The 11,883-nt window shown below is 39.7% G+C and carries 10 protein-coding genes; 5 read left to right on the top strand and 5 right to left on the bottom strand.

Annotation, left to right across the window (positions count from 1 at the left end):
- The first annotated feature begins 79 nt into the window (after window positions 1-79).
- The 3 genes from SAR02S_RS04395 to SAR02S_RS13420 all read left to right on the top strand — a co-directional run bounded on the left by SAR02S_RS04395 (window position 80) and on the right by SAR02S_RS13420 (window position 4,942).
- The gene (locus tag SAR02S_RS04395) at window positions 80-3,208 is read left to right on the top strand and encodes an efflux RND transporter permease subunit (RefSeq protein ID WP_041957371.1); all 3,129 of its coding nucleotides are present in this window, start codon (window positions 80-82) and stop codon (window positions 3,206-3,208) included.
- Complete coding sequence (locus tag SAR02S_RS04400) at window positions 3,198-4,622, top strand: efflux transporter outer membrane subunit (RefSeq protein WP_041957373.1); 1,425 nt, start codon at window positions 3,198-3,200, stop codon at window positions 4,620-4,622. Before SAR02S_RS04395 ends, SAR02S_RS04400 begins: the two co-directional genes overlap by 11 nt.
- A gap of 158 nt (window positions 4,623-4,780) precedes the next feature.
- Window positions 4,781-4,942 carry a hypothetical protein gene (locus SAR02S_RS13420; RefSeq protein WP_156961443.1) on the top strand — a complete coding sequence of 54 codons (162 nt, stop codon included), beginning with the start codon at window positions 4,781-4,783 and terminating at the stop codon, window positions 4,940-4,942.
- Window positions 4,943-4,991: 49 nt separating this feature from the next.
- Here the strand turns inward: SAR02S_RS13420 and SAR02S_RS04405 are convergent, their stop codons facing one another.
- From SAR02S_RS04405 to SAR02S_RS04415, 3 genes are all read right to left on the bottom strand, one after another.
- A complete protein-coding gene (locus SAR02S_RS04405) occupies window positions 4,992-5,729 on the bottom strand; it encodes a TIGR03915 family putative DNA repair protein (protein WP_041957375.1) in 738 nt (245 codons plus the stop codon).
- On the bottom strand, window positions 5,729-6,961 hold the full coding sequence (locus tag SAR02S_RS04410) for a putative DNA modification/repair radical SAM protein (RefSeq protein ID WP_041957377.1): 1,233 nt from the start codon (window positions 6,959-6,961) through the stop codon (window positions 5,729-5,731). Before SAR02S_RS04410 ends, SAR02S_RS04405 begins: the two co-directional genes overlap by 1 nt.
- A 98-nt stretch (window positions 6,962-7,059) precedes the next feature.
- On the bottom strand, window positions 7,060-7,689 hold the full coding sequence (locus tag SAR02S_RS04415; protein ID WP_041957379.1) for an NAD(P)H-dependent oxidoreductase: 630 nt from the start codon (window positions 7,687-7,689) through the stop codon (window positions 7,060-7,062).
- Window positions 7,690-7,888: 199 nt separating this feature from the next.
- Here SAR02S_RS04415 and SAR02S_RS04420 point away from each other — a divergent pair, with 199 nt between their 5' ends.
- Complete coding sequence (locus tag SAR02S_RS04420) at window positions 7,889-8,512, top strand: NAD(P)H-dependent oxidoreductase (RefSeq protein ID WP_041957381.1); 624 nt, start codon at window positions 7,889-7,891, stop codon at window positions 8,510-8,512.
- Here SAR02S_RS04420 and SAR02S_RS04425 read toward each other — a convergent pair.
- Entirely contained in the window at window positions 8,502-9,854 is a 1,353-nt protein-coding gene (locus SAR02S_RS04425; protein WP_041957383.1) for a cryptochrome/photolyase family protein, read from the bottom strand. The genes SAR02S_RS04420 and SAR02S_RS04425 overlap by 11 nt on opposite strands.
- A 2-nt stretch (window positions 9,855-9,856) precedes the next feature.
- Entirely contained in the window at window positions 9,857-10,804 is a 948-nt protein-coding gene (locus SAR02S_RS04430; RefSeq protein ID WP_041957385.1) for a YbgA family protein, read from the bottom strand.
- Between the two features lie 134 nt (window positions 10,805-10,938).
- Between SAR02S_RS04430 and SAR02S_RS04435 the strand changes: the two genes are divergently transcribed.
- A complete protein-coding gene (locus tag SAR02S_RS04435; RefSeq protein ID WP_041957387.1) occupies window positions 10,939-11,871 on the top strand; it encodes a hypothetical protein in 933 nt (310 codons plus the stop codon).
- The last annotated feature ends 12 nt before the right edge of the window (window positions 11,872-11,883 follow it).

Here is an 11,883-nt window from a genome sequence, read left to right on the forward strand (position 1 = left end):
TGATGTGGTTATTACGAATAACCTAACAAAGATACGTCCAGGTTCTGCCATTAACCTTGCAGAAGCGAAGGAATAAGCTATGTTTTCAAAATTCTTTATCAACCGTCCAATCTTTGCAACCGTTCTATCGATTGTTGTGATTATTGCGGGGTTAATGGGTATAAGAGGTTTATCCATTGAAGAGTATCCTAAGGTAACACCACCGCAAGTCAGTGTTCAAGCTTCCTATGCAGGTGCTAGTGCAGAGACGATTGCTAAAACCGTTGCAGCACCGCTTGAACAACAGATTAATGGTGTTGAAGATATGATTTATATGTCTTCAACCGCATCTTCTTCAGGAACATTGACCATCAATGTCTATTTTAAGATTGGTACCGATCCTGATCTAGCGACGATTAACGTCAATAACCGTGTGCAATCCGCACTCAATAAACTACCTTCTGAAGTCCAAGCGCAGGGTGTAACGGTTACGAAACAATCTTCAACGATTCTTGAAGTTATTTCAATTATTTCACCGAACAATAGCTACGATGAAATTTATATGGCTAACTATGCACTGATTAATGTCATTGATGAGTTGAAGCGTGTTTCTGGTGTTGGTAATGCTTCATTGTTTGGGAATCAAAACTATTCGATGCGTATCTGGATGAAACCTGACCAACTTGCTAAGTATAATTTAACACCTAATGATGTCATCTCCGCTATTTCTGAGCAAAACGCTCAATTTGCTACAGGACGTTTCAATCAAACGCCTACAAAAGGTTCTCAGGCTTATACCTACACGGTAACTACCCAAGGGCGGTTTGATAAGGTAGATGAGTTTGAAAATATCATTTTAAAATCGAACAAAGATGGCTCGACCCTTCGCCTTAAAGATGTTGCTCGTGCAGAGTTAGGCGCGGAGTCGTATAATGTTACTGCAACTCAAAATGGGCAAACAATGGTGCCTATTGGTATCTATTTACAATCAGGTGCCAATGCGCTTGATACGGCTAAAAAAGTTAAAGAAACGATGGATCGTGTAGCAAAATCTTTTCCTGAAAATATGGCGTACAATATTCCTTATGATACAACAACGTTCATTCAAATTTCAGTTAATGAGGTGGTTAAAACCTTCATTGAAGCTTTGCTTTTAGTCATTGCGATTGTCTATCTTTTCTTGCAGAATATGCGTGCAACCATCATTCCTGTGCTTGCTATTCCTGTTTCGATTATTGGAACGTTTGCGGGGATGTATGCGCTTGGTTATTCGATTAACCTTTTAACGCTTTTTGGGCTGGTGCTTGCCATTGGTATCGTAGTCGATGATGCTATTATTGTTATCGAAAACGTTGAGCGTATCTTACACTCTGAGCATGACATTAGTGTTAAAGATGCAACGATTAAAGCGATGCAAGAGGTCACTGGACCTGTTGTAGCGATTGTATTGGTTTTATGTGCCGTGTTTATCCCTGTTTCTTTTATGGGTGGTTTTACGGGACAAATGTACCAACAATTTGCGATTACCATTGTTATCTCAGTCGTTATCTCGGGTATGGTGGCTTTGACATTAACACCTGCCTTGTGCGCAATTTTTCTGAAAAAACAAGAGCCAAAACCGTTTTGGTTTGTGAAGAAATTTAATGAGTTCTTTGATGCCTCAACCAACTGGTTCACCAGTGGTGTCAGTCTGGTTGTTCGTCATGGAGTCATTAGTATTATTGTTTTTGCGGCACTGATGGGCGTTACCTATGAATTGTTCCAAAAAGTTCCAAGTGCCCTTGTTCCGATGGAAGATAAAGGGTATCTGATTGCGGTGACTTCATTGCCACCAGCAGCTACCCTAGGTCGTACAGAAGCGGTGAGTGCACAAGTCAGTGGGATTACCAAGGCAATGCCTGATATTGAATATAATATGGCGATTACAGGGTTTGATCTTTTAAGTGGTGCAGCAAAAACCAATGCGGCAACGTCATTTTTAATCTTGAACGATTGGAGTACACGTAAAGCGCCTAATCAACACTCTCAAGCAATCAGCGGTGCTTTAAATGGCGCGTTATTTGGTGTTTCCGATGCAACGATTTTTGCGTTAAATCCTCCTCCAATTATGGGTCTTAGTATCTCTGGTGGATTTGAAATGTACTTGCAAGATAGAACAGGTGGAACACTCCAAGCGCTTGGTGCTGTAACACAAAAAATTGTTGAAAAAGCAAGCCAACGACCTGAAATGATGATGGTTAGAAGTACATTTAATATGAATATACCTCAGTATAAAGTCACTTTGGATCGTGAAAAAGCGAAAGCAATGGGCGTTTCGATTAGCGATGCCTTTAAAACCTTGCAGTCCACTTTTGGTGCTTACTATGTGAATGACTTTAACCTCTTTGGTCGTACCTATCAGGTCAATGTACAGTCTGATGTTGATTTCAGAGAAAAACCTGAAGATATGAAAAATGTCTTTGTCAAATCAAGCTCAGGTAAACTCATTCCTCTAAGTTCATTGGTCAGTTATGAAAGAAGTGTAGGGGCAGATGTTCTTGAGCGTTTTAACGTTTTTGCTGCGGCGAAAATCGAAGGTGAACCAGCTCCTGGTTATACTTCCGGTGATGCATTAAAAGCTATCGAAGAGGTCGTAAAAGAAGTTGCACCAGAAGGATATACTCCATCATGGGCAGGAACATCTTACCAAGAAAAAGAGATGGCAGGTAGCGGTTCTCAAGCGTTCATCTTCGGAATCGTCTTTATCTTCTTGATTTTGGCAGCGCAGTACGAACGATGGTTGATGCCACTCGCCGTCGTAACAGCAGTACCCTTTGCCGTCTTTGGAGCGATTATGGCTGTGTACTTAAGAGGTCTTAGCAATGACATCTACTTCCAAATCGGTCTGTTAGTCCTCATTGGTCTTTCAGCAAAGAATGCCATCTTGATCGTTGAGTTTGCGATGCAAGCCCAAGAGAGAGGTAAGTCCATCTTTGATGCAACCCTAGAAGCGGCACGTCTTCGTTTCCGTCCGATTGTTATGACATCACTTGCCTTTACGATTGGTGTTTTACCACTAGCACTTAGTTCAGGTGCAGGAGCAGGAAGTCGTCATGCGATAGGGACTGGTGTTATTGGTGGAATGATCGCCGCAACAACCATTGCGATCTTCTTTATTCCACTCTTTTACAACTGGCTCGCACAGCTTAATGCGAAGTTTGCACGTAAAGGAAAAAAAGATGAAGAATAGTCTCTATTACAGTGCTGTTATAGCCTTAATTCTAAGTGGATGTTCACTCTCTCCAGAGCTGAACATCCCAACAACACAGTTTCCTGAAGCGTACCGCGCTGATGTAAAAAGTGAATCACCGTATGTGGACGCAGCATGGTGGAGTAGTTACCATGATGCAAAGCTTTCAGCTCTTATTGAAGAGGCACTGGCAAATAACTATGACCTTCAAACGTCTATGGCAAATATCTCTTTAGCTAGAGCAACGCTTTCCAGCAGTACCTCCAATCGTTACCCAAGCCTTGATGTCCAAGGTTCAGGTCAAAGAATCAGAAGTAGTGCCGATACGTATAACTCTAAAGCGCATAACACGTACAATGACTTCTCACTCAGTGCAGTGCTAAGTTATGAGCTAGACCTATGGGGCAAATATAAAGAAGCAGAAGCCTCTTCAAGATCTTCACTTATAGCAACCTATGCTGCTAAAGATACGGTGAAGATCTCTTTAGCTTCCAGTGTGGTGGACAGTTACTTTACCCTTATTAGTTTGTATGAACAACTGGACATTACCAATGAGACCATCAAAGCAAGAGAAGAAGGACTTAAACGTAATGAGTCTAAGTACACCCTTGGAGCTATCTCTAAAGGAACGCTTTTATCAGAACGTGCAGAACTTAACAGTGCTCAAATCACAAAAGATGCCTTAGAACAATCTATTGCTTTACAACAAAGTGCACTTGCCGTTTTAGTAGGTAAATCACCTGAAGCCATAGCTGCTTTTAGTCAAGATGGCTTACCAAGAGTATTGCCAAGTGATATCGTGGTACCGTCTAACTTACCATCAGAACTGTTAACCAAACGTCCTGATATCAAACAAGCCGAAGAGAATCTCAAAGCGGCGAATGCAAACATCGGTGTGGCACGTGCTGCTTATTTTCCAAGCATTAGTCTCTCAGGCGCACTTGGGTTTGAAAGCACGCAGCTTTCTAACTTGATGAAATCACAATCAGCCATGAACAGCTTTGGTGGAAGCCTTGCCTCACCACTGTTTAATATGGGTAAAACCAGCTCCAACGTTGAGAGTGCCAAAGCCAATAAAGAGCTAGCAGAGATCGCGTATGCTAAGACAGTGCAACAAGCGTTTCAAGAAGCGTATGATGCGCTCAATACTCGTCATACACTCACTCAAAAACTTGAGCATCAACTCTCTTATGAGAAGAACATTGAGCAAGTGTACTTACTGGCTAAGAAACAGTATGAGAATGGTTATGGAGATTACTTAACGCTCTTAGATGCCAAGCGTAATCTGCTCTCGGCCAAACTCGCCACATCACAAACCAAACAAGCCTTGCTGAGTTCGGGTGTATCTCTTTACAAATCACTTGGTGGTGGTTGGGATAAAGAGGTCTTTGAAAGACACGCTGATACCTTATAATTTTTAACATGTCAAATGCTCTAACGTAAGATAGAGCGTTTGACACTTCTATAAATCGTTTAAAAAATACTAAAAAATCATAAATTTACAGAAAAAGACTCTTTGAAGAACCTTTGAGTTATTACAATTCTTGTGATAATTCAAATAAGGTTAAAAAAATGAAATTTAAACTTCTTTCTTTTTGTGTTCTTTTTGTTTGGTGTTTTAGTGTTAATTTTATTTTCAATGGAAAAACACCTAGGTATGTTGACATCGTTGAGCTTCACGCTCAAGAGATACTTAATGCACATGCTCAAGGCATGCTTGTTGTGAGTGCATAGGTTCTTTTAACAATGTAACGGTGGCTTTTAGCAGCCACCGTCACAAAAATTAAATATCGTCCATAAACTCACTCATATACGTTCTATAAAGCAATGGAACCCAGCTTTTTTGAAGCTTGGGATTGTACCTGCTTTCCACTGCCGCCGCTTTAAAAAAGCTCTTCCATAATGCTTTAAATTTTTCCTCTTCGCTTGAATAGATGGGTGCATCAAAAGAGGCAATAGAGCGAATTTCTCGCAGTTCATTATTTTTGACAAAAGCAAGAGCACGTTTAACATCGTGGATGATGAAAGGTATGTTTCCTAAACGTTTGCAAAAATGCTCACCCAAAAAAGGGACAATGTTAAACTTCGTTTCAATCTTGGCATAGAGCGTTCCATCTTCTAATTCCTCAAAGCGGGTAAAACCGTACATTTTATGCACCAAACACAAAAGCTCTTTTTCGAGATTTTGGATGTAAAAAAGGTTGGTGTTGTTAATGTTACGAAGCTCTTTTTTGTTTTTAAACCCGATGCGAAGATATTCCAAAAGCGCCATCTCATAGTCTCGCGTGTCGCATAAAACAATGTGAAAGATAGTATGTTGTTGCTCTTTGGTAAAGTGCTTGGTAATGGCGTCTAAGACTTTTCCCGCTTTGGCTTCATCGGTAAAAATCTCATGAAAACGCTCAAATAGAAGCGTTTCGGGCATTTTTTTGACAATAGAATTTACCTGTAACTTTTCATAATAAACCTCATACACCAAGGACAAAAACCCTTCAAAACTGCCATCGTAGAGCAAGATCATCACAGCTCTCCCGTGTAGATGGAAGTGTCAAACAATGTAGGCTGAATGATGTTCGAGCCTTGATGAATGAGGGCTAGTTTGATCTTCTCCGTATAAAGAGAGGAACTTCTGTGAAAATCTTTGCCTGCTATGATGAAATAACGCGCTTTCTTGAGTGAGATTTTAAGGTTTACGAGGTCTTCAAAGCAAAGTTTCTTAAAGCGTCGTGCTTGCAAAATTTTCAGCGCTCCACGGATGCCAATACCCGGAATGCGTACTAAAATCTCTTGGGGTGCATGGTTGACATCGATGGGAAAAAGGTGAAGATTTGAGAGTGCCCAAAAGGTTTTTGGGTCAAACTGAATGTCGAGGTTTTGGTTCTCACTCAAAATCTCATCGTACGAAAAACCGTAAAATCGCAACAACCAATCGGCTTGATAAAGCCTATGTTCACGTAGAAGTGGTGGCTTGGAAAGCTCAGGTACGGGTAGATGCTTGTGATTATTGACCGCGATATACGCAGAGTAATAGACACGCTTTAACAGTGCTTTTTCATACAACGAGGAAGAGAGTTTTAATATCTCAAAATCACTCTCGCTGGTTGCTCCTATAATCATCTGTGTACTCATAGATATGGGCTTTGCGCTTCGTTGCAGTGTGATGTCACGCGCGTGTTTGAGGGGTGAGAGAAGCTTCTCTTTGGTTTTGTCAGGTGCGAGTAGGGCAAGGCTTTTGGAGCTAGGAAGTTCGATGTTGGAGCTGACACGGTGTGCTAAAAGGGTGGCTTCTTCGATGAGTTCTTTGGATGCCCCAGGGATGAGTTTGACATGAATATAGCCGTTAAAACGGTACTCATGGCGCAATATACGCAAGGTTTGAAGCAGTAAACTCATCGTGTGGTCTTCATTTTTGATGATGCCAGAGCTTAAAAAAAGTCCTTCTATGTAGTTGCGTTTGTAAAAGTTGATGGTAAGGTCTGCCAGTTCTCTTGGGGTAAATGCCGTTCTTGGAGTGTCATTGCTCACACGGTTGATGCAATAGGCACAGTCGTAAATGCAAACATTGGTAAGCAAAACTTTTAAAAGTGAAACACACCGTCCATCGCTGGTGAAACTGTGGCAAATACCACTGGTATGCGCACAGCCAAGTTCGCCTGTTTTGTAGTTGTTCTCACTGCCACTGGAGGAGCATGAGACATCGTACTTGGCACTGCCTGCTAAGAGGGAGAGTTTATCTTCGGTGGTTAATTTCATACTGGGATGATAGAATTTTTTTACATGTAAAGGCTAAAATATTTCAAAATGAAATATGAAAGGGGAGAGGAGAGCCTAATTTCTAGGCTCTGGGTGTGTTACTTAATAAACTCTACTGCTTCGTTAAATGGTACGCGAAGTTGCGGAGATTGTGGGTTGATGCGGTAACCAAAAGGAAGCACCATTGCGAGTTGGTATTTGCTCGTATCAAGTCCCAAAATGGCTTCAACTTTCTCTTTTTCAAAGCCTTCAATCGGGCATGAATCAATGCCGATAAATGCGGCGGCAGTCATCATGTTACCAGCAGCGATGTAGCTTTGTTTTGCTGTCCATGCATAGATGTTTTTATCTGAACTAAGCGTCTCTTGGAGGTGATTGGCGTATAAATTGAGGTAAAAATCTTTTTTCTCTTGTGGCATTTCACGTCTTCCAAAACGAAGCGCTGGTACGCCACTCTCAACTTTGACTGCGTCAATCGCCGCTAGGATAATCACAAGATGTGAACTGGTGGTAACTTGGGGTTGATCCCAGCATACTGGGCGAAGTTTTGCTTTAAGCTCTTCGTTGGTAATGACCAAAAACTTCCACGGCTCCATACCAAACGAAGAGGGCGATTTGTGACCTGCTTCTAGGATAAAGTGCATCTGCTCATCTGTGATCTTTTTAGTTTCGTCAAAGAGTTTGCACGCATGGCGAAAGTCCATCGCTTTTGTAAAGTCGTTTTGCATTATGAATCCTTTTTTGTTTTAATACTGAGGTAATTGTATGAATAATTTACTTTAATTTCCCTTACAGTATTTTTTGTATGTAATGGTGTTTTCTCTTATTAAGTTAATAGATTTCTTAAAAAATAGTGTTGCTTTTTAGCTTAACGCAAAGCGCGTTTGAGTTACATTATAATCTACTAAATTAACAAGGAGATTTTTAATGGATAGCAAAAAACTATTTTTAGCGGCGATGAATTATCGTCATGCATGTAAACTGTTTGATGGCAAAAAAATACCAGCGGAAGACTTAGAATTTATTTTAGAAGCAGGGCGTTTGAGTCCTAGTTCATTTGGTATTGAGCAGTGGAAGTTTGTCGTCGTACAAAACCAAACACTCAAAACTGAAATCGAAAAAGTTTCATGGAATCAACCACAGATCTCTACATGTAGCGACCTTCTCGTTATCCTAGCACGCAAAGATGTTAGAAGTAGTGATGTTTACACCAAAAAGCAATTAAGTCGTTGGGGATTGGCGGAAGATGCGTTTAAAGGTTTGATGGGCATTTATAAAGGTTGGGTTGACGGTAGAGATGACCATACCATCGAGATGTGGAGTGAGAAACAGTGTTATATTGCGGCAGGAAACATGATGACTGCTGCTGCGTTTATCGGCATTGATTCGTGTCCTATTGAAGGCTTCGAGTATGCAAAAGTCGATGCACTTTTGGGTGTTGATACCTCTGTGTATCAAAGCGCACTTGTCATTCCATTTGGCTACCGCGCAAATGAGCAAAGAGGTAAACACCGTTTGTCTCTGAGTGAAGTCGTGGAGTTTAAGAAGTAAACGAACTTAGAAAGCGCCTTCGTGCGCTTTCATGCCCAATAATGGGCTTTGGATAGCTTTCGATATCATGCGTCATTAAGTAATCTTCTTTATGTAAAGATGAGGCTGGAACATCTTTTAAAAGAGGAAGATGTCGCTTAATGTAGCGTGCTTCTTTATCAAACTTCAACGACTGTGCATAAGGGTTAAAGATACGAAAATAAGGTTGCGGGTCTATCCCTGTTCCAGCACACCACTGCCATGAAAGTATGTTTGCCGATGCATCATAATCCAAAAGATACTTCGCAAAAAATGCCTCACCCCTTTGCCACGGTAACATCAAATGCTTCGTAAAAAAAGAACCGATTACCATGCGAGCACGGTTGTGCATCAACCCTGTTGTGAGCAGTTCAGTAACTGCGGCATCAATAAGTGGATAACCCGTTTGAGCCGAGATAAATCGCTCATAGACTTCAGCATCATTTGAAATAGGCGGAGAGTATTTATAATTCTCCCATGCAAGTTTTGGAAAATGGTAGAGCAAATAAGCATAAAATTCGCGAAACATAAGCTGTCTAAAAAAGGGTTCTGTGTCATGCCCTTGTGCTTTGAGTTTCGCTAAAAAGCGCACGACTTCACGAATAGAAAGTGTGCCAAAACGAAGATGAACGCTCAAATGAGACGTGGCATCTGTATCTAAAAAATCACGTTTTTGGGCATATGAATCTACTTTACATGTAAAGATTTCTAACGCTTTTTGAGGCTCTAAAATGTTTACATGTAAAGACTCAAACCCCATACTTTCTATCTTTACATGTAAAGGTTTTTTGTCTCCAATTTGAATACACCAAAGCTCGTTGTACTCGAAGTTTGAAAGGCTTTGTTTGCCTCTTGTGTATTCTAATGCGTAAAATTTTGTGTAAAGTGCTTGAACAGCCCTATAATATGGGGTGAAAACAAGGTAAGGAGAGCCGTCTTTTTTGAGGACTTCGTTTGGCTCAAAAAGGTAACAATCATTGAGTGCATGAAAGCTTAATTGCTCTGCGATTTTAGCATCACGCTCTTTGGCATGAGCATCATAATCCACACTGGCATAAACCTCACTAATCCCTAATGTTTTGAGGTAAGTAAACACTTCTAAAGGCGTGCCATAAAAGAGCGCAAGATCAAGCCCCATCGCTTTAAGATCATCTTTGAGTTTAAGCACCTGCTCAAAAATAAAAGAGACTCTTTTATCACTCTTTTCAAGAGCATTTAAAATGTTCGTATCGAAAATAAAAATGGGTAAAACCTCACCCTCAATCGCTAAAAGCATCGAGTCAAAAACACGCAAATCGCGTCTAAACCAGAGGACTTTTTTCATGCTCATTTGCCTTCTTGTATTATAGAGCGAAGGGAGAGGTCTTTAGGGTAAGGATTCAAAAATTTCTGTCCCAAAAGGTAGGTTGTGTTGTACTTTTTCGCTAAAAATTCAATGGTGCTCATCACCGCGATAAGCGGAATGATCTCGTCGCGAAACTCTTCGATTTGTAAATGTAGTTCTTGTTTTTCACTGCTGGTCAGCTCTTTTTTGAAAAAACCGACCATGTGTTGAAGTACATTGACCGTTTTCCCAATCGTACCTTTATGTGCGATGGTTTGTTTAAAAAGGCTGATGTACTCTTGCGTGATCTCTTTCAAACTCTTTTTCTCATGGTTGGCAACAATTTTGCCCAAAAGGCGGTAGTTCGTCTCATGTTTGCTTTGAAGCAGAAACTTATACGCAGTGTGAAATGCCACAAGCTCTTGCATCGTTTTGATGTTTTTTTGAAGCTGCATTGCATCCTCATACGCAAAGAGTTGCATCACAAAGTTTTCCCTTAGCCAAGGGTCGATCAAACGTGCCTCTTCCTCGATAGGAAAATCCACAAAATGTGCTTTACATGTAAGCGCAAAAAGCCCATCTTTCTTACCTTCGCTCATCTCTTTCATGTAGTACTTGGTACTGCCAAGCCCACAACTGGGTGACTTTGACTTGAGTATGATGCCACAAATCTCTTCGTTTTGAATTTTGTGAAGTTCATGCGCTACCGCATCATTCATGGCTTGTGTAACATCGTTTTTGGAAAAGACAGTGATGACGTTTTTATGCCCCTCTTCAAGCACAATGCGTATGGTCTCGCGTGGTGTTCCAAAGGCTAAATGCTCAGGGCAAAATGGAATAAACGAAGCGTACTTGCCTAACTTGTCGGTAATAAAACGATCTCGTTGTCCTGTTTTATCGTAACGTATAGGCTCACCCAGTAAACAGGCGGAAACGGCGATTTTGAGCATGCAATTCCTTTGAAAAGCTTTTGACTATTATAGCCACTCCTTTTGATAAAAGGCTTAGTGAAAATCTTGTTATAATACGGAGATGTCTGTTCGTGAATACTTTAAGTGATTTTGATATAAAGGTAATATGACTTATGGATAATACTGCGAAAAAGTTCGAATTACACTACTATTTAAAAGATAAGTCGCATTCTATGAATGCTTTCGTAAGGAATAAGGCTGAAAAAGATTTTCTTGAAGCTATCAAACGAATAGGTGAGCTTTTAGATAGTGAACTAAAAATAGAAACAGAGGCATATCAAGAAGGTGGATTAGTTGAAATTTTAACTTTTTCTGGCTTTGTTATAGATAGAACACTAAGTTATTTATCTCCTGCCTTAAACAATATAGTTACACATTATGCGACTCGCAATGCTCAGACTGAGAAGTTAGATATAAAGATAAAACAAGAAACTCTTAAAAGTCTAAAACTTGATAATGTAAAAAAAGAAATAGAAATAGAGAAACAAATTGATGAAAAATTAAATGATAAATTAGTACAAAAATATATTTCAAATTTTTATAAAAAAATTGACTCTTATGAAAAAGTTGAAAAAATTGGATACAGAAGTTTAGAAAACAATGAAGATGAATATCTAGTTGAGAGAAAAGATTTTAAGAACTTTATTTTACATGATGACACAACAACCTTAAAAGACGATGATGCAATAATAGAAATAATATCACCAGTTTTAAAAGAGGGAAAATATAATTGGCGTGGAAAATATAAAAATGAAAAAATTGATTTTAGTATGGCTGATTCTAAGTTCAAACAAGAAGTAATTGAAGGTAAACATACATTTTTAAATGGTTCATCAATCAGTTGTCATTTAGAAATTAAGATTATTTTTGATGAATTCGGGGATGAAAAGAATAAAAATTATCGTGTTTTAATGGTTTATGGAACCAGAGAATTAGATTTAGGAGAATTAAAACTTCGTGAAGCTGGGAAAAAACGAAAATATCAAAAACGTTTAAATGAACGTCAAATGCATTTTTTTGATGAAATTGAGGAAGATACCAAATAAAAATGAGGCAAG

This window comes from Sulfurospirillum arsenophilum NBRC 109478, assembly GCF_000813345.1.
GTDB classification, from domain to species: domain Bacteria; phylum Campylobacterota; class Campylobacteria; order Campylobacterales; family Sulfurospirillaceae; genus Sulfurospirillum; species Sulfurospirillum arsenophilum.

Excerpts from the sequence above, each read along its gene's own strand:
- SAR02S_RS04395 (WP_041957371.1), top strand. The coding sequence starts at position 80 with ATGTTTTCAAAATTCTTTATCAACCGTCCAATCTTTGCAACCGTTCTA.
- SAR02S_RS04400 (WP_041957373.1), top strand. The coding sequence starts at position 3,198 with ATGAAGAATAGTCTCTATTACAGTGCTGTTATAGCCTTAATTCTAAGT.
- SAR02S_RS13420 (WP_156961443.1), top strand. The coding sequence starts at position 4,781 with ATGAAATTTAAACTTCTTTCTTTTTGTGTTCTTTTTGTTTGGTGTTTT.
- SAR02S_RS04405 (WP_041957375.1), bottom strand. The coding sequence starts at position 5,729 with ATGATCTTGCTCTACGATGGCAGTTTTGAAGGGTTTTTGTCCTTGGTG.
- SAR02S_RS04410 (WP_041957377.1), bottom strand. The coding sequence starts at position 6,961 with ATGAAATTAACCACCGAAGATAAACTCTCCCTCTTAGCAGGCAGTGCC.
- SAR02S_RS04415 (WP_041957379.1), bottom strand. The coding sequence starts at position 7,689 with ATGCAAAACGACTTTACAAAAGCGATGGACTTTCGCCATGCGTGCAAA.
- SAR02S_RS04420 (WP_041957381.1), top strand. The coding sequence starts at position 7,889 with ATGGATAGCAAAAAACTATTTTTAGCGGCGATGAATTATCGTCATGCA.
- SAR02S_RS04425 (WP_041957383.1), bottom strand. The coding sequence starts at position 9,854 with ATGAAAAAAGTCCTCTGGTTTAGACGCGATTTGCGTGTTTTTGACTCG.
- SAR02S_RS04430 (WP_041957385.1), bottom strand. The coding sequence starts at position 10,804 with ATGCTCAAAATCGCCGTTTCCGCCTGTTTACTGGGTGAGCCTATACGT.
- SAR02S_RS04435 (WP_041957387.1), top strand. The coding sequence starts at position 10,939 with ATGGATAATACTGCGAAAAAGTTCGAATTACACTACTATTTAAAAGAT.